Source organism: Kitasatospora sp. NPDC058162, from assembly GCF_042884005.1.
Taxonomy (GTDB): Bacteria; Actinomycetota; Actinomycetes; order Streptomycetales; family Streptomycetaceae; genus Kitasatospora.
Map to the genome: position 1 here is coordinate 93,326 of NZ_JBHVUS010000025.1, position 16,557 is coordinate 109,882.

18 protein-coding genes and 1 pseudogene are annotated in these 16,557 nt (G+C 72.7%); 11 read left to right on the forward strand and 8 right to left on the reverse strand.

Features of this window, described 5'->3' with window-relative positions; all coding sequences use genetic code 11:
• Positions 1 to 3: 3 nt before the first annotated feature.
• Positions 4 to 2,283: pseudogene (locus ACFVXG_RS32715) on the reverse strand (collagenase).
• A gap of 318 nt (positions 2,284 to 2,601) precedes the next feature.
• On the reverse strand, positions 2,602 to 3,183 hold the full coding sequence (locus ACFVXG_RS32720; RefSeq protein WP_387932719.1) for a DoxX family protein: 582 nt from the start codon (positions 3,181 to 3,183) through the stop codon (positions 2,602 to 2,604).
• A gap of 220 nt (positions 3,184 to 3,403) precedes the next feature.
• Here ACFVXG_RS32720 and ACFVXG_RS32725 point away from each other — a divergent pair, with 220 nt between their 5' ends.
• Positions 3,404 to 4,000 (forward strand): TIGR03086 family metal-binding protein, encoded by a 597-nt coding sequence (locus ACFVXG_RS32725; protein ID WP_387932720.1) that lies wholly within the window; start codon positions 3,404 to 3,406, stop codon positions 3,998 to 4,000.
• A gap of 131 nt (positions 4,001 to 4,131) precedes the next feature.
• Positions 4,132 to 4,608: a hemerythrin domain-containing protein gene (locus tag ACFVXG_RS32730; protein ID WP_387932722.1), complete on the forward strand. Its 477-nt coding sequence runs from the start codon at positions 4,132 to 4,134 to the stop codon at positions 4,606 to 4,608.
• A 54-nt stretch (positions 4,609 to 4,662) separates the two neighbouring features.
• On the opposite strand, the gene ACFVXG_RS32735 is transcribed toward ACFVXG_RS32730, so the two are convergent.
• Complete coding sequence (locus ACFVXG_RS32735) at positions 4,663 to 5,451, reverse strand: VOC family protein (RefSeq protein ID WP_387932724.1); 789 nt, start codon at positions 5,449 to 5,451, stop codon at positions 4,663 to 4,665.
• Between the two features lie 291 nt (positions 5,452 to 5,742).
• Here ACFVXG_RS32735 and ACFVXG_RS32740 point away from each other — a divergent pair, with 291 nt between their 5' ends.
• The 4 genes from ACFVXG_RS32740 to ACFVXG_RS32755 all read left to right on the forward strand — a co-directional run bounded on the left by ACFVXG_RS32740 (position 5,743) and on the right by ACFVXG_RS32755 (position 10,448).
• Positions 5,743 to 6,423 (forward strand): TetR/AcrR family transcriptional regulator, encoded by a 681-nt coding sequence (locus tag ACFVXG_RS32740; RefSeq protein ID WP_387932726.1) that lies wholly within the window; start codon positions 5,743 to 5,745, stop codon positions 6,421 to 6,423.
• Positions 6,424 to 6,608: 185 nt separating this feature from the next.
• On the forward strand, positions 6,609 to 8,150 hold the full coding sequence (locus tag ACFVXG_RS32745) for an MFS transporter (RefSeq protein ID WP_387932728.1): 1,542 nt from the start codon (positions 6,609 to 6,611) through the stop codon (positions 8,148 to 8,150).
• Positions 8,151 to 8,349: 199 nt separating this feature from the next.
• Positions 8,350 to 9,978, forward strand: a complete 1,629-nt coding sequence (locus ACFVXG_RS32750) for a cytochrome bc complex cytochrome b subunit (RefSeq protein WP_387932730.1) — start codon at positions 8,350 to 8,352, stop codon at positions 9,976 to 9,978.
• A gap of 29 nt (positions 9,979 to 10,007) precedes the next feature.
• Positions 10,008 to 10,448, forward strand: a complete 441-nt coding sequence (locus tag ACFVXG_RS32755) for a PPOX class F420-dependent oxidoreductase (RefSeq protein ID WP_387932732.1) — start codon at positions 10,008 to 10,010, stop codon at positions 10,446 to 10,448.
• Positions 10,449 to 10,608: 160 nt separating this feature from the next.
• Here ACFVXG_RS32755 and ACFVXG_RS32760 read toward each other — a convergent pair whose 3' ends face one another.
• Together ACFVXG_RS32760 and ACFVXG_RS32765 are read right to left on the reverse strand one after the other, a co-directional pair.
• A complete protein-coding gene (locus tag ACFVXG_RS32760) occupies positions 10,609 to 10,812 on the reverse strand; it encodes a hypothetical protein (RefSeq protein WP_387932734.1) in 204 nt (67 codons plus the stop codon).
• On the reverse strand, positions 10,809 to 11,078 hold the full coding sequence (locus ACFVXG_RS32765) for a DUF1876 domain-containing protein (protein ID WP_387932736.1): 270 nt from the start codon (positions 11,076 to 11,078) through the stop codon (positions 10,809 to 10,811). The genes ACFVXG_RS32760 and ACFVXG_RS32765 overlap by 4 nt, the downstream gene beginning before the upstream one ends.
• Positions 11,079 to 11,235: 157 nt before the next feature.
• Between ACFVXG_RS32765 and ACFVXG_RS32770 the strand changes: the two genes are divergently transcribed.
• The 4 genes from ACFVXG_RS32770 to ACFVXG_RS32785 are packed head-to-tail and all read left to right on the forward strand — an operon-like array spanning position 11,236 to position 13,969.
• On the forward strand, positions 11,236 to 12,078 hold the full coding sequence (locus tag ACFVXG_RS32770; RefSeq protein ID WP_387932737.1) for a YndJ family protein: 843 nt from the start codon (positions 11,236 to 11,238) through the stop codon (positions 12,076 to 12,078).
• Positions 12,075 to 12,605, forward strand: coding sequence for a DUF1990 domain-containing protein (locus ACFVXG_RS32775; protein ID WP_387932739.1), 531 nt, complete (start codon positions 12,075 to 12,077; stop codon positions 12,603 to 12,605). The genes ACFVXG_RS32770 and ACFVXG_RS32775 overlap by 4 nt, the downstream gene beginning before the upstream one ends.
• A gap of 51 nt (positions 12,606 to 12,656) precedes the next feature.
• Positions 12,657 to 13,265, forward strand: a complete 609-nt coding sequence (locus tag ACFVXG_RS32780; RefSeq protein WP_387932798.1) for a hypothetical protein — start codon at positions 12,657 to 12,659, stop codon at positions 13,263 to 13,265.
• Positions 13,262 to 13,969, forward strand: a complete 708-nt coding sequence (locus ACFVXG_RS32785; RefSeq protein WP_387932741.1) for a hypothetical protein — start codon at positions 13,262 to 13,264, stop codon at positions 13,967 to 13,969. Before ACFVXG_RS32780 ends, ACFVXG_RS32785 begins: the two co-directional genes overlap by 4 nt.
• 12 nt (positions 13,970 to 13,981) lie before the next feature.
• Here ACFVXG_RS32785 and ACFVXG_RS32790 read toward each other — a convergent pair whose 3' ends face one another.
• The 3 genes from ACFVXG_RS32790 to ACFVXG_RS32800 all read right to left on the reverse strand — a co-directional run bounded on the left by ACFVXG_RS32790 (position 13,982) and on the right by ACFVXG_RS32800 (position 15,991).
• On the reverse strand, positions 13,982 to 14,722 hold the full coding sequence (locus tag ACFVXG_RS32790) for a zf-HC2 domain-containing protein (protein WP_387932743.1): 741 nt from the start codon (positions 14,720 to 14,722) through the stop codon (positions 13,982 to 13,984).
• Positions 14,719 to 15,273 carry a sigma-70 family RNA polymerase sigma factor gene (locus ACFVXG_RS32795; protein ID WP_387932800.1) on the reverse strand — a complete coding sequence of 185 codons (555 nt, stop codon included), beginning with the start codon at positions 15,271 to 15,273 and terminating at the stop codon, positions 14,719 to 14,721. Before ACFVXG_RS32795 ends, ACFVXG_RS32790 begins: the two co-directional genes overlap by 4 nt.
• A 100-nt stretch (positions 15,274 to 15,373) precedes the next feature.
• Positions 15,374 to 15,991, reverse strand: a complete 618-nt coding sequence (locus ACFVXG_RS32800) for a hypothetical protein (protein WP_387932745.1) — start codon at positions 15,989 to 15,991, stop codon at positions 15,374 to 15,376.
• A 160-nt stretch (positions 15,992 to 16,151) separates the two neighbouring features.
• Between ACFVXG_RS32800 and ACFVXG_RS32805 the strand changes: the two genes are divergently transcribed.
• On the forward strand, positions 16,152 to 16,541 hold the full coding sequence (locus ACFVXG_RS32805) for a thioredoxin family protein (RefSeq protein WP_387932747.1): 390 nt from the start codon (positions 16,152 to 16,154) through the stop codon (positions 16,539 to 16,541).
• The last annotated feature ends 16 nt before the right edge of the window (positions 16,542 to 16,557 follow it).

A 16,557-nucleotide genomic window follows, 5' to 3' on the forward strand; every position in this document is an offset into this window, starting at 1 on the left:
CGATCAGAACTGGCTGGTGACGCTCACCCCGTTGAAGCCCTGCTGGGCGTAGAGGCTGAAGTAGACGTAACCGGCCGGCGGGTTGGTGACGGTCAGCGTCTCGGAGTTGTCCGGGCCGGCCGAGCGCGCCGCGTAGGCGTTGGTGTACGCCCAGCTGCCGGGGTTGTAGTAGAGGTCGGCGTTGCCCGTACCGCCGCTGGTGGTGATCTTCACCTGCTGGGTGCCGGCCGGCACCTGGAGGTAGAAGTGGGCGTAGTTGCCGGTGGTGGCGGCGACGTTGCTGCGGCCGCAGTTCGCGCCCAGCTGGCGGGTGTCCGCACCGGTGCACTCGGGCACCTGGGGCACGGTCGGGGTGGTGGCGCAGGCGCCGTTGGCGCAGGCGGTCAGCCAGCTGTCGAAGTCGGCGTCGTAGCGGGTGCCGATGGTGGTCTTGAGCAGGGTGCGGGCGCCGTTCCAGTCGCCCACCCGGTGCTTGGCCAGCACGGCGTCCATGTCGGCGCGGTGCTGCTCCAGCATGTAGCGGACGGCGAGGTAGCCCCAGCGGTAGACCCGGTCCTGGTCGCCGTAGACGGTGTCGAACAGGTCGCTCAGCTTGTAGGTGTGCTTGGCCGCGGCCGCGATCGCGCCGTCGTTGACGACCTGGCGGTACGAGTAGGAGACGTACTCGGCGAAGCCCTCGACCCACCAGACGGTCGGGGTGGTCATGCCGGCGTTGAAGTCGCCGTACATGTCGAAACGGCCGTCGAGGTAGTGGGTGTACTCGTGGTTGAGGTTCCAGATCTGGAAGGCCGGACGGACCCACTCGGCCTCGTAGCAGAGGAAGCGCGGCTGGTTGCCGACGGCCGCCGGGTCACCCTCCAGGTACATGCCGCCGTTGTCGGTGTTGATGCCGTAGATGGCCGCGGCCAGCACCTGGTAGTCGAAGGAGGAGTGGAAGACCACGACCTCGATGGTGGTGTTGTGGTCGTCCTTGACCGGGCCGTCGTCCCGGACCACCGAGTGGAAGTAGGCGTCCTGACCGGTCAGGCTGGTGCAGGTGGTGGCCAGTTGGGTGCCGTCCAGGGCCTGGGCGATCAGCTTGATGCTCGGGCTGCAGGTGTAGTTCGCCGTCAGCACACCGGACTTGAGCCGGTCGGGGGCGTTGCAGGTGCCGTAGTACGAGCAGTTGGCGGCGTCGTAGGAGCCGACCGCCTCGGCGACCGCGGCCCACTGGTAGACGGTGCGGCCGTTCGGCGCGGACTGCGCGGCCAGCGCCGCGGTGAGCGGGCGGACCTTCGCCTGGAGCCCGGGGTACTGCAGGAAGCGGCCCAGCTCCTTGGTGGCGTTGTACTCCAACACGCCTTAGTCGCCGCCGACTTGGTCCTGATTGCGGTTCACGAAGGCGGACAGCGCGTCCAGCACGGACGGGTCCGCCTCGACGGCGGGCTCGAAGCCGGTCAGCTGGTGGCCGCGGAACAGCACGGTGAACACCGGGTTCACCGCGTTGGCCATGCCCGCCGGGTTCCAGGTCGCGCCGACGTAGTCGTTCAGCAGTTGCTTGACCACCCACAGGTAGCGGACGTTCTCCTGGGCGCTGTCGATCAGGGTGACGGCCTCGCCCAGGATGGCGGCGTTGGCCGAGGTGACGTCCTCCCGGTGCGCGCTGCCGAAGAAGGCGTCCAGCGCGCCGCGGATCGCGGTCTGCAGGGTGGTGCCGTACGTACCGACGTCGGCGGAGTGGTACCACTGCGCGAAGTACCCGGCGCGCAGGTAGAGCACCAACTGCTCGACGGCGGTGCTGTCGTCGCCCGGGTAGGCGCCGGACGCGTCGCGCAGGGCGTCCGCGACGGTGGCCATCTGCGCCTCGCGGAAGGCGCCGTTGGCGTCGGTGCCGGTCAACTGGAACAGCTGGTTGATGCAGCCGGTGTCGACGGAGGTGATCTGCTGGACCAGTGCGCTGCCGGTGCGGCCGGTGAAGTCACTGACGTTGCACATGACTTGGGCCGCGAGCTTGGACGAGGCCGTGGGCTTCGCGGAACTCGCGGAACTCGCGGAACTCGCGGGCTCGGCCGCCGCGCGGACCTCGGCCGGGCGGGTGTCCAGCGGGAGCGGGGAGCGCTGCTCGGCCGGGGTCGACTTGCCTTCGCCGGCGTCGCGTTGGGGCGCACCGGTCGCGGGCTGCGGGGCCGGGCCGGTCGGGGCGGGTGCGCCGCCGCGGGTGGGGGCGGGGGCGGCATGGCTGCTCGGGGTGAACAGGCCGACCGCCAGGACCAGGGTCAGGACGAACGTCAACAGTCGTGCCAGCTGCGGGAGTCGCAGCAGACGTGCGGAACTCACGTGGGGGCCTCCGGGCCGTCGTCGGCCGCGATCGGGGGTGCGGCCGGTGGGGGTGGCGAGGACCGTTGGCGACGGCGCCGCGTGGGGGCGGTGCTGTCGTGGACACGGTGGGGAGTGTGACATGTGCCATGGCACACATCACATACCTTGGGAAGCCTCCGGGTTGTGCGCAGTTCGCGCGGGAAATGCGCGGAGCACGCGCGGGAGAACGCGAAGAGGCCGTGGTGACGGTTCGTCACCACGGCCTCTTCGCAGGCTGATTGGGCCGCCGACGGCGGCGCCGGGCTACTTGCGCAGCAGCAGGATCACCCCGGCCGTCGCCAGGCCGACCACCAAGGCGGCCGCGCCGTACGCCAGGCGGTGGGCCTTCAGCACCGGCAGGAAGCGGTCCGCCGCATAGCGACCCGGACCGGTGAGCGCCAGGGCGGCGGCGCCCGCCGTCAGCAGCAGCTCGTATTCGTTGCCCTTCGGGAGGAAGAAACCGCCGCCCCAGGTGACGGCGATCGCGTTGACCATCGTGCCGACGACCGCGGCGCCCGCCAGCGGGGTCAACAGGCCGACGGCGAGGCCGAGTCCGCCCAGGACCTCGGTCAGGCCGGCGACCACGGCCATGGCGTTCCCGGCCGGGTAGCCGCTCATCGTGAAGAACTGACCGGTGCCGTCGATCCCGCCGCCCCCGAACCAGCCGAACAGCTTCTGACTGCCGTGCGCGGCCATGGTCAGGCCGAGCACCAAGCGCAGGAGCAGGAGTCCGGCGTCGTAGGCGTGCGGGGAGGTCGTCGCGGACCCGGAGCCGTCCCGCGCGGAGCGGGCGGTGGGGTCGGTGGGACTGGTGGCGGCGGTCGTGCTCGGGCTGCTGCTCGGCATGCGCGTCTCCATCGATCGGGGTCGGTCGTAGGGGTGTGTGGTGATGCGGCCGGGCGGGGTGGGACACGCCGCGCCTTTTGTTCAAATTTGAACCGGCCGCTCCTTGACCGTACCTTGAAGTTCGAATTTGAACAACTGGCGGTCCATGAACAAGTGGTCCGCGAACAAGTGGTCCATGAACGACTCGCGGGCCCCACCGGGACCGGGGCAGGGTGGAGACATGGCTCACCGCAGGCAACACCAGCCGGCCACCCGGCCCGGCACGCCCTACCCCGAGGCGCTCGCCGCCTTCGACGAACGGGTCCGGCTGATCACCCCCGGCCACTGGGACTCCCCCACCCCGTGCGCCGACTGGACGGTCCGCGACCTGGTCAACCACCTCACCGGCGAACAGCTGTGGGTCCCCGACCTGCTGATGGGCGCCACCATCGCCGAGGTCGGCGGCCGCTACGACGGCGACGTGCTCGGCGACGACCCGGTCGCCGCCTGGACCTCCGCCGCCGAAGCCGCCCGGCAGGCCTGGGAGGTGCCCGGCGCCACCGGACTCACCGTCCACCTCTCCTTCGCGGACGTCTCCGGGCAGTACTACCTGGACCAGCTCACCACCGACCTGGTCGTCCACACCTGGGACCTCGCCGAGGGCATCGGCACCCGCACCCGGCTCCCGGCCGCCCTGGTGGACTTCGCCCTCGGCGAGGTCGGCGGCTACGGCGACCTCTCCGGCAGCGGACTGTTCGACCCGCCGGTGCCGGTGCCCGAGGGCGCCGGCCCGCAGACCCGGCTGCTGGCCCTCACCGGGCGGCGGGACGGCGGCTGAACCGGGTGTCCGCGCGGTGCCCGCGCGCTGCCCGCGCCCGGCGGCGGCCCGGACCACCGGTTCCGGGCCGCGGCGCCGGATACTGGACAGTACGGGGGCGAGTCCTGATCCCGGACGAGAGGCGGACCGCCATGAGCCGCAGGCCGGACATCCTCGGCGAGTTCACCGCCGACCACAAGGCGGCCACCGAGCTGCTCGACCGCGCCGAGAGCGCACCGGCCGGTTCGGCCGAGCGCGGCGAGCTGGTGACCAGGCTGACCGACCTGCTGTTCAGCCACTGCGCCGCCGAGGAGGAACACCTCTTCCCGCTCGTCCAGCACGACGCGCCCGAGGGCGGGGCGCTGGTGTTCAGCAGCATCCACGACCACCTCGCGATCGGGCAGTACCTCGCCGACCTGCAAGGAGTCGACCCGGACGACCCGGCCTTCGACACCCTGCTGCGCGGTCTCGCCGACACCCTCCGGCGGCACCTCACCGGCGAGGAGGAGGTGCTCTTCCCGGCCGCCCGCAAGGCCCTGCCCGCGGCGACCCGCGCGGCGCTCGGCGAACGGCTCCGGGCGCAGCGGGCGGACGTCGAAGCCCCGGGCCCCTCGGGTCCGTCGAGCTGAGGCCTCCCAGGCCCCTCGGGCCCGTCGAGCCGAGGCCCGTCGAGCCGAGGCCGCTCAGCCCTTCGGGCTGATCACCGCGAAGCGGGCGCCCTCACGGTCCCGCAGCCGGGCCACCCGGCCGTACGGGGAGTCGAAGACCGGGCCGATCCCCGCCCCGCCCAGCTCCACGGCCCGCGCCAGCGCCCGGTCGGCGTCCGGGACGGCGAAGGACACCTCCCAGTGCGGCGGCGGGCCCGCCGGTCCGCCCGCCTGCTCCTTGGCCAGCGCCGCGACGCTGTGGCCCTCCGCACGCAGCACCACCCGGTCGTGCTCCCAGCGGACCTCGAAGCGCTCCGGGTCGCGGCCGTCCCAGCGGAACACCTCGCCGTAGAACAGCGCCGCCGCGAACGGGTCCGGGGTGCGCAGCTCGATCCAGACCGGCGCGCCCGGCAGGTCCAGCCTCCGGGCCCGGCCCAGCGGGCCCTCCCAGATGCCGAACACCGCCCCGACCGGGTCCGCCGCGAAGGCCACCCGCCCGGCGTCGAAGGCCAGCGGGCCGACCGCCAGGGTCGCGCCGCGCTCGCGCACCGCGTCGGCGACGGCGTCGGCGCTCTCCGTCCCGAAGTAGCTGGTCCAGGCGAGCGGCACCGCCCCGAGGCCCGCCACCCCCAGCCCGGCCACCGCCTCCCCGCCGGTCACCGCGTGCACGTAGGGGCCGAAGCGCTCCGGCCCGGGCTCGAACTCCCAACCGAGCAGCGGACCGTAGAACCCCTTGGCGACCTCCAGGTCCCGGGCCATCAGGCTCACCCAGCACGGAACGGCCGCCACGCAGCGCACCCTGGCGGCCGTCTCCTCGCTGCCCATAGCGAACCTCCTCGCCCACCCGGCCGCCGGGCCCCTCCCGACTCCCACGACCCACCGGCCGCCCGGGACGCCCACAGCCTAGGGCGGCGGGGGGAGCCCGTCCGGGAAGGCACGACCGGGCTCAGCGCACCCAGTTCTCGCGCGGGGGCCGACGCCTCCACCAGCGCCGCGACCTGGCAGATGTGACGCAGGTCACAGCGGGGGAGGAAATTGCGGGGACAGATTCCCCGTTTCCGAGTACGTTGGAGAAAGCGGGGAGAACTTCCCCGGTATCCTGGAGGAGCAGTCGCCATGACCACCGTCGCCGCAGAGCCGGCCCGTTCCGCGGGGAGCGTGCGTACGCCGAAGTTGCGTGCGGACGCGAGCCGGAACCGGGAGCGGATCGTGTTGGCGGCCCGGGACGCGTTCGTCGAGCACGGTGCCGAGGTGCCGCTGGACGAGATCGCGAAGCGGGCGGGGGTCGGCAATGCCACGCTGTACCGGAACTTCCCGGACCGCACGGCGCTGATCCAGGAAGTGGCGCTGCTCGTCAAGACCCGCATCCTGGCCCTCGCCGAGACGGCGACGGCCGAGGCGGACGCGGGAGTGGGCGGCGGTCCGTTCGAGGCTCTGCAGCGGTTCGTGCACGCGACCGTGGCGGAGAAGGTCGGCGGGCTCTGCGCCCTCTTCACCAGTACCGTCGATCCGGACGACCCGGAGCTGACCGAGACCCGGGAACGCCTGCGGTCCGCCGTGAGCGGACTGATGGAGCGCGCCCGGGCCACCGGAGAGCTCCGGCCGGACGTCGACCACGGGGACCTCTTCGTCGCGATGAGCCAGCTGACCCGGCCACTGCCGGGCACCTCCTGCGGGCTGCTCGACGAGTTCGTCCACCGCCACCTGCAGCTGTTCCTGGACGGCCTGCGCGCGCCGGCCCGCTCGACGCTGCCCGGCCGGGCCGCGACCTTCGAGGACTTCCGCCGTCGAACCTGACCGACCACCTGGACCCGTCACCACTGATCCGACCCTGATCCACTCCTGATCCGCTCCACCCGCACCCCGCATCCGCGCGACTGACCGGCGCCGTTTCCGGACGCATCCGCGCGCCCTCGCACCCGTACGGCAACCTGCCGTTCCCGTACGGCAGTTGACCGTTCTCGCACACCACGCACCGTGAAATGGGTACCCCCGTGTCTCAAACCGACGCCCCGCAGGCGACGATCCCCGATCCCCGGCGCTGGAAGGCGCTGATCTTCATCGGCCTCGCCCAGCTGATGGTCGTCCTCGACGCCACCATCGTGAACATCGCCCTGCCGTCCGCCCAGACGGACCTGGGCATATCCGACGGCAACCGCCAGTGGGTGATCACCGCCTACGCGCTGGCCTTCGGCGGTCTGCTGCTGTTCGGCGGCCGGATCGCGGACCTCTGGGGCCGCAAGCGGACCTTCATCGTCGGCCTGACCGGCTTCGCCCTCGCCTCCGCGCTCGGCGGCATGGCGGTCAACACCGCGATGCTGCTCGGCGCCCGCGCCCTCCAGGGCGTGTTCGGCGCACTGCTCGCCCCGGCCGCGCTGTCGCTGCTCGCCGTGACCTTCACCGAGGCCAAGGAGCGCGCCAAGGCCTTCGGCATCTACGGGGCGATCGCCGGTGGCGGTGGCGCCATCGGCCTGATCCTCGGCGGCGCGCTGACCGAGTACCTGAACTGGCGCTGGACCTTCTACGTCAACATCCCGTTCGCCATCGCGGCCATCGCCGGCGCCGTCCTGGTGATCACCGAGCCCGCCGGGGGCCGCAACCGCAACAAGCTGGACATCCCCGGCGTGGTGCTGGTGACCACCGGTCTGGTCTCGCTGGTGTACGGCTTCACCCGCGCCGAGTCCAGCGGCTGGACCGCCGGCAGCACCCTGGCGCTGTTCGCCGCGGCCGTCGTGCTGCTGACCGCCTTCGTGATCGTGGAGCGCGCCGTGGCCGCCCCGCTGCTGCCGCTGCGCGTGGTGCTGAACCGCAACCGCGGCGGCGTCTACCTGTCGCTGGGCATGGCCGTGATCGGCATGTTCGGTCTGTTCCTCTTCCTGACCTACTACCTGCAGGTCGTGCGCGGCTACAGCCCGGTGCTGACCGGCGTCGCGTTCCTGCCGATGGTGGCGGGCATGATCACCGGCTCGACCCAGATCGGCGCCCGGCTGATGACCCGCGTCCCGGCGCGCTACCTGATGGCGCCCGGCTTCCTGACCGCCTCGGTCGGCATGTTCCTGCTGACCCACATCGGCCTGGACACCTCGTACCCGGCGCTGATCCTGCCCGGCCTGGTCCTGATGGGCCTCGGCATGGGTACGGCCTTCATGCCGGCCATGAGCCTCGCGACCTACGGCGTCCAGCCGCGTGACGCGGGCGTGGCCTCGGCCATGGTCAACACCTCGCAGCAGGTCGGCGGCGCCATCGGCACCGCGCTGCTGAACACCATCGCGGCCAGCGCCACCACCGCGTGGATGACCTCGCACCACGCGGCCATGGCCGCCGCCACCACGCCGGAGGCCGGCAAGGCCCTGCAGTTCCAGGGCATGGTGCACGGCTTCTCGACCGCGATCTGGGTGTCCTTCGGGATCCTGGTGACGGCCGCCGCCGTCGCCTTCACCTTCATCAACGCCGGTCGCCCCGACACCGCCGGTGCCGGCTCGGGTGCGGCGAAGAACGACGAGGTGCCGGTGCTGGTGCACTGACCCTCGACCCCCTCGGGGGTGCGCGCGGGTGCGTACGCGGCCCGTCCGGTGTCCTGACAGGACACCGGGCGGGCCGCTCGCGTTGTGCCGGCGGCGGCCGGGCACCCCTCCGAGAGAAGTGGGGATCAGTCCCCGGTATGGTGGCCCCAGTGCGAACCGGGGAACTATCCCCGCTTCCTTCGGACCGAGGTGCGTACACATGACCCGGAATCAGAGCCCAGGACGGGGGCGGCGGGCCGCCGACTGGGCGGACGGCCGACTGGGGATCTACACCCTGGCCAGGACCAACCTGCGCAAGATCTTCCCGGACCACTGGTCCTTCATGCTGGGCGAGATCTGCCTCTACACCTTTCTGATCATCATCCTGACCGGTGTCTGGCTGACCCTGTTCTTCAAGCCGAGCATGGGCGAAGTGGTCTACAGCGGCTCGTACGTCCCGCTCAAGGGCATCCGGATGTCCGAGGCCTACGCCTCCACCGTGGACATCAGCTTCGAGGTCCGCGGCGGACTGCTGATCCGGCAGATCCACCACTGGGCGGCGATCGTCTTCGTCGCGGCCATGTTCGTGCACATGATGCGGGTGTTCTTCACCGGCGCGTTCCGCAAGCCGCGCGAGATCAACTGGGTGTTCGGCTTCCTGCTGCTGTTCCTCGGCATGCTGGACGGCTTCTTCGGCTACTCGCTCCCGGACGACCTGCTCTCCGGCACCGGCATCCGGTTCATCGAGGGCGTGCTGCTGGCCGTGCCGCTGGCCGGCACCTACATCCAGATGTTCCTGTTCGGCGGCGAGTTCCCCGGGCACGACATCATCCCGAGGTTCTTCACCATCCACGTGCTGCTCGTCCCCGGCATCATGCTCGGACTGCTGGTGGCGCACCTGATCCTGGTCTTCTACCACAAGCACACCCAGTGGGCGGGCCCCGGCCGGACCGAGAAGAACGTCGTCGGGATGCCGCTGATGCCCGTCTACATGGCCAAGGCCGGCGGGTTCTTCTTCCTGGTCTTCGGGATCGTCGCGCTGATGTCGGCGATCGCCACGATCAACCCGATCTGGGCGTACGGCCCGTACCGGCCGGACCAGGTCTCCACCGACGCCCAGCCCGACTGGTACATGGGCTTCGCCGAGGGCCTGATCCGGGTGATGCCCGGCTGGGAGATCAGCCTGTGGGGGCACACCCTCAACCTCGGGGTGCTGATCCCGTTCACCCTGTTCCCGGTGATCCTCGGCGCGATCGCGGTCTACCCGTTCATCGAGAGCTGGGTGACCGACGACGGACGGGAGCACCACCTGCTCGACCGGCCGCGCAACGCGCCGGTGCGCACCGCCCTCGGCGCGGCCTGGATCAGCGTCTACCTGGTGATGCTCGCCGGCGGCGGCAACGACCTCATCGCCACCCATCTGCACCTGTCGCTCAACGCCATCACCTACGCGGTGCGGATCGGATTCTTCGTCGTCCCGGTGGCCGTCTTCAGCGTCACCAAGCGCTGGTGCCTCGGCCTGCAGCGGCGGGACAGGGAGAAGGTGCTGCACGGGCGGGAGACCGGCGTCATCACCCGGCTGCCGCACGGCGAGTTCACCGAGGTGCACGCCGGGCTCGCGCCCGCCGAACTGCACCGGCTCACCTCGCACGAGCAGCCCCGCCCCCTCGAACTGCCGGCCGCGGTGGACGAGAATGGAGTGGCCCGGCCGGCGGGTGTGCTCACCCGCACCCGGGTCCGGCTGTCCCGCGGGTTCCACGGCGAGCACGCCCGGGTCGCCGCGCCCACCGCCGAGGAGTACCGCGAGCACCGCGAGATCACCGAGGGCGAAGGCCACGGTCACCACTGACCCCGCCCCCGCGGGAGAGGGAGGAGATCATGCACGACCGAACCGACCAGCTCGCCGACAGCAGGTACCTCCTGCTGACCACCTTCGGCGAGGACGGCAGCCGGCTGGACTCCCAGCTGTGGGTGGTCCCGGACGGCCGAGCGCTCGGCGTCTGGACCCCGGCCCACTCCGGCGAGGCCGAACGGATCCGCCGCCACCCCCGGGTGCTGATCGGCCCCTGCGACGCCCACGGGCGCCCGACCGGCCGACAACTCCCGGCCCGCGCACGGCTCTGCGACGCCGACGCGACCGCGCGCTACCGCACCTCGCTGATCAACAAGTACGGCCTGACGGCGCTGCTCGTGCTGGCCCGCAGCCGGTTCCGGGTCGGGCTGGCGGGCACGGTCGGGATCCGGATCACGCCGAACGAGCTGGAGCAGCGGCTGGTCGGGCCGGAGTGGCGGCCGCCGGGGACGTACTGCGCCAACTGACCGGCGTCAGCCGCTTCGTGGAACTCCGAGCCCGCCGAGTGCCGGGACCCGTGGGGACGGGGGCCCGGCGCTCGGCGTTTTCCGGCGCTCGGCGTTTCCGGCGCTTCATGCTCTCCGGTGCTCGGCGTTTCCGGCGCTTCATCCCCAGGAGCGTCGTGGGTCAGTCCCCGTCCTCCGGCGCCACGGCCAGGTCGCCGGGCTCGCAGGCCTCCCGGCCGGTCCCCAGGTGCACGACCCTGACCGCCCGCTCGGGGCCGCCGGGGACGACCCGCTGCTCGTGCCCGCAGCGCGGGCAGATCAGCGGGATGCGCGGCCGGTTCGGGTCCCGTCCGGTCCGGTCGCCGTCCGGGTGCGGCGCGGTCACGACAGCGGGTGGGTCGGGATCGGGCTGACGTCCTGGATCTCGCCGTGGGCCTTGGTGAGGAGTTGCGAGGCGAGCTCGTTGAGCGCGCGGGCGCCCGCGATCTCCTCGCCCACCCGCAGCTGCTCCGGATCGGAGGGGTGGCGGCTGCTGTAGCCGTGGGCGCGCAGTTCGCTCCCGTCGCCGAGTCTGAGCAGGGCGGCCGCGGACGTCCGCGGGCCCTCCTCGCGGAACTCCATCTCGATGTGCCAACCGACCAGAGTCTTCATGGCGGATCACCTCCATCGGTTACTCCTCCAGAGTGCGCCGCACCCAGCGTGAACACCAGGCAGGCCGGATCGGGGTCGAGTTGAACATGTTCAACTCGACGACGTAGAGTCGCCGACGAAGGGTAATTGAACGCGTTCAAGAAGGGGTGTGCCGGCCATGGGCAAGGGCACGACCGAACTGGTCGACCTGCTGGTCCTGCTCGGCATGGGCGCCGTCCTGCCGCTCGGCCTGGCCCTGATCGACGAACCCGGGCTGGCCCGGATCCGCCGACTCTGGCCGCTCGCCGCCGTCCCCGGGGCGCTCTCGCTCTGGCTGCCGCGCGGCGGCCTCGCCACCGGCACCGCGGTCGTCTACGCCCTCGGCACCCTGGCCGTCGCCCTGCACGCACCCCGGCGGCTGGCCCGGACCCGCTCGCTCGCCCCCGCCGAGATCGCCGTGCTGACCGCGCTCGCCGCGCCCTCGGTGGCCGGGGTCGCGCTGGTCGCCGAGCGCTCCGGCTACCCGCTGTTCGGCTTCGAGCCGCACATCCTGGCGCTGACCGTCCCGCACTTCCACTACGCCGGCTTCACCGCCGCCCTGGTCGCCGGGCTGGTCTGCCGCGCCTCGGCGCCCGGCTCGGCAGCGGCCCGCTGCGCGGCGCTCAGCGTCCCGGCCGGCACCCTGCTGGTGCTCGCCGGGTACTTCCTCGGCAACTGGTGGCAGTTCGCCGGAGCCGTCGTCCTGAGCACCGGGATGTGGCTGGTCGGCCTGGTCAGCTGGCGCGAACTGCGCCCCCGCGCGGCCGACCCGGTCACCGCCCGGCTGCTCGCCGTCTCCTCGGCCGTACTCGCGCTCACCATGCTGCTCGCCCTGTGGTGGGCGCTCGGCCGGGCCGCCGGACTCCCCCACCCCACCCTGGCCTGGATGGCCGCCACCCACGGCCTCGGCAACGCGCTCGGCTTCGCCCTCTGCGCGCTCCTCGCCTGGCGCCGGATCACCACCACGGAGGACGCCCGATGAACGACTACAGCTACCCCGAGCAGGGCGCCAGCCGCACCGGCCCAACCGGCGAACTGCCCGCCGGCTACCGCCACCTGCGGCACCGGGCACCGATCGGCCACGGCCGCGCCGCCCTGGAGGTCGCCGGGGCCGCGCTGCTCGGCTGGCGGATGCACCGGCTGGCCGGCGTCCGGATCGACGCCGAGGCCGAACAGGCGGCCCCCGGCGTCGCCGTGCGCTGCGCGATCGGCGTCGGCCCGCTGCGGGCGGGCGCGCCCAACCGGGTGCTGGCCGCCGACGACGGCCCGGACCGGTACGGCTTCACGTACGGGACCAGGCACGGGCACCTCGGCCGGGGCGAGGAGACCTTCCTCGTCGAGCTCGCGCCCGACGGGACGGTCTGGTTCGGCGTCACCGCGTTCACCCGGCCGGTCGCCTGGTGGGCCCGGCTGGCCGGTCCGCTGTTCCCGCTCCTCCAGGCCGCCTTCGCCCGGCGCTGCGGGCGGGTGCTGGCGTCGATCGCGGCGGACGCGGCGTACGCGGCGTAAACCGGCTGGTCGGGCGGCGCGGGCCTGCGGCATCATCGCCGGGTGATATCGATGCAGCCCGCCCTGGAGATGGACGCCCCCGACGAGGACTTCGCGCTCTGGCCGACGGGCACCTTCGATCCGTACGGATTCCTGGTGCTGGACGGCCGGATGGCACCGCAGGACGTCGGCTCGGCGGTGTGGCGGATCGCCGGGTCCAACGGGGACGTCCCCGAGGACGGCGAACTGCCCGACCCGCTCGAGGCCTTCCTGTACGGGCTGCTCACCGGGGAGTACCTGGTCGCCCCCGGCGGCTTCCGGGTGACGGACGACGCCACCGGCGCCGTCTTCGAACCGGGCTGCTGCAACGGCCTGGAGGAGTGGCGCGACTGGCTGGAGGTGACGGACGGCACCGGCGAGGGCTGGTTCGGCCACGACCCCTACGCCGCGGCCGAACGCGTCGGCGACACCGTGCGGTTGACGGCGAACACCAAGGTCGCGCACAGCCCGGTGATCGAGGTGTCGGTGGACGAACTGCGCCGGCTGCTCGCCGCCGCCGAGCAGGACCTGCGCGACTTCGTCCGGCTGGCGGGCGGTTGGGCCGAACGGCGACTCCCGGGGCACGCCGCCGCCGTCACCGCCGCGCTGGCCCGGGCACTGACCCTGGAGACCTCGCCGTGACCAGCTTCCTGACCCACCGCGCCCTGGTCCACGACGCCGACCTCCCGCTGTTCCGGCGCCACCGCGCCCTGCGCACCTGCCTCACCCGGTTCGCCCCGTACGGCTTCCACGCCACCTACCACCACCTCACCGTCCGCGCCCGCATCCCCCGGCTGCTGCTGGTCGACCCGGAGTCGCTGGGGCGGGCGGTGGAGGAGCTGCACGAGGCCCGGACGCTGTGGCTGGCCCGGGCGGAGGAGTACGCGGCGCAGCGCAAGGTGGAGAAGCGGACCAGCCCGAGGGCGGCGGCGCCGGTGTGGTGGAACCTGTCCTGGCGGGGCTCGCCCTACTGTCGCGGGGGCCACGACCCCTTCCTGCACCCGCAGTTGAGCCTGCCCGACTACGTCCGGCGGCAGAACGCGCTGATGGACGGCGCCGAGCTGCCGGGCTGCCCGGCCTGCGGGGAGGAGGGGCCGGCGGTGGAGGTGTCGACCGGCCACGACCGGGCCGAGCTGTGCCGCTCCTGCTCCCGGGTGCTGGTGCCGTGCCCGTGCGACCGGCAGCACACCTTCGAATCGACCCTGCCGGCCGGCGCCGGGAGCATCTGGCGCCGGGCGCACATGACCAACAGCGGCGAACCCAATCCGCACTGGCCCACCGACCTGGGCACGGCCCGGGTCGAGCGGCTGGTCGCGTACGAGGTGCTGCACCTGCCGCCGCCCTGAGCGCGGTGTCCGTCAGGCGTGGTGCGTGGGGACGGAGACCAGCAGGGCGTCGGTGTTCTGGACCCGGACCTCGAAATGGTCGATGTCGCCGGGTTGCATGGCCGCGCCGCCGGTGGTGCGCAGCACGCCCGGGGCGCCGGGTTCGCCGTAGCCGTCCGACGGGACGCTCCAGGTGGTGACCGTCTGGTGCTCGCCGTTGTGCGCGACGGCGATCAGGCGGCAGGTCAACGGGCCCTGCACGCCGGAGAGTTGCAGGCTGATGTGGCTGCCCCACGTCTTGCCGTCGACGCCGACGGTGGCCTTGGCGCCGGTGGCCCGGTCGGTGGCGCTGAACTGCTCGGCGACGGCGACCACGGCGGGCGTCGTGTCGGCGGTGATCACCGCTGCCGTCACGGCCGGGCCCGCCGCGACCATCGCGGTCGCGGCCAGGGCGAGCACCAGCCGCCGTACCCGGCCGCGGCGCCGGCCGGCCGTGACCTCGGCGACCAGCCGGTCCAGGAGCCGCCCGTCCGGGGCCGGCGCGGGTTCGGCCGGGTCCAGCCCGGCGGCCCGTGCCGAGCTCACGTAGTCGGCCAACAGCGGTTCGACGAAGCCGAGTTGCCCCACCTGCCCGACGCACTGCGGGCAGTCCGCCAGATGGCGTTCGAAGGCGACGCGCTCGGCGGGCTCCAGCAGGCCGAGGACGTACGCTCCGACGTCCAGGTGGTCGGGGCCACCGGACGGGCCGGGGCCGCGATCGGGCCGCTCGGTCACGATGTCACTCCCCGTTCCTCCAGCGCCAGCCTGAGCGAGCGCAGTGCGTAGAACACCCTCGACCGGACGGTCCCGGCCGGGATGCCGAGGGCGGCGGCCGCCTCCTTGGCGGTGCGGCCCTTGAGGTAGGTCTCGACGATGATCTCCCGGTGGGCGGGCGAGAGGTCGGCGAGCGCGTCCGCGACGGTCATCATCCGCAGTGCCCGGTCGATCTCGTCCTCGGCGGGCAGCTGCTCCAGGGCCGTCGCGTCCACCTCGCGCGGGCGGGCGCCGGCGCTGCGGTGGTCGTCGATGACGATCCGGCGGGCGACGGTGACCAGCCAGGGCCGCAGCGAGCCGGCCCGCGGGTCGAGCCGGTGGATGTTGCGCCAGGCTCGGACCAGCGTCTCCTGGACGACGTCCTCGGCGCGCTGCCGGTCCCCGGCGACCAGGTGGAGCACGAAGCCGAACAGCGGGCCGGCGTGCTCGTGGTACAGGGCCCGCATCAGCTCCTCGTCCGCGGCCCCCGTGCCGTGCGGGGACTCGCCGCCGACGGGGTGCTCGGTCACCATTTCATCGTTGCGCACCCGGGCCTCCCGGTCGAGGGCGGTGATCGGCGGTGGTCGAGTGATCGGCCGTGGGCAGGTGATCGGCAGAGGCCAGCGACCTCGGTCAGTAGCCCGGCGTGCTGGGCGCCGGGGTGGGCTTGGCAGGTGCCGGCGTGCTGGGTGCCGGAGTGGGGTTGGCGGGTGCGGGGGTGCTGGGCGCCGGGGTGGTGCTCGGCATCGCCTTACCGCCGGTCGGGGTCACCGCGAACCACTGGCCGAACAGGCCCTCGCCCTTGGTGTCACCGGGCTTGGCGTCCGGCGAGTAGCGGTAGACCGGCCAGCCGTTGACGGTGACCTGCTTGGTGCCGTCGTCCCGGGTGAAGGTCCCGACCAGCTTGCTGTCGATGCCCTTGACGGTCACGTTGCCGTCGGGGTGCTCGGGCGGCCAGAGGCTCGCGCAGCTACCGTTGCAGTAGGAGTCAGAGGGGTTGTTCTTGTCCTGGTCGAAGCGGTAGAGCGTGAAGCCCGCGCTGTCGGTGACGATCGTGCCGAGCTTGGGGTCGTTGGCGGTCTGCAGGGTGGCAGCGGCCGGGGCGGCGGGGCTGCTCGACGTGCTGGGCGGGCTCGGCGGGCTCGACTTGCTCGATCCGGACGACCCGCAGCCGGCGATCAGGGCCGCCGCGGCGAGGCCGGAGGCGGCGAGCACAGCGGCCCGGCGGGTGCGGGGTGTGGTGCTGCGCATGGGGTGCCTCCCGCGTCGGTGGACGGACTGGACACTCCTCTGTACGGACGGTGGCCGCCGTGTGCTCAATCCGGGCCGGTCCGGAATACCCCGGCGGGCATCACCGTTGTCGCGGGCGCATGATCCGCACCGGCACCTTCGGAAGGGAAGGATCCGCGAGATGAGCAACATGGTCGAGCTGACCAAGGAGAACTTCGACGACATCGTCCCTGGCCCGGAGGGCAAGGACTTCGTCTTCATCGACTTCTGGGCCGGGTGGTGCGGGCCGTGCCGCCAGTTCGCCCCGGTGTACGAGAAGGCCGCGGAGCGCCACCCGGACCTGGTCTTCGCCAAGGTCGACACCGAGGCCCAGCAGGAGCTGGCCGCCGCGTTCGGCATCCAGTCGATCCCGACGCTGGCCATCATCCGCGAGGGCGTGCTCGTCTTCTCCCAGGCCGGCGCGCTGCCGGAGGCGGTGTTCGAGGACTTGATCGGCCAGGCCCGCAAGCTGGACATGACCGAGGTCAAGCGCAAGGTGGCGGAGGAGCAGGCGGCCGAGGGCCAGGCCTGAGCCGTCCGACCCCGCG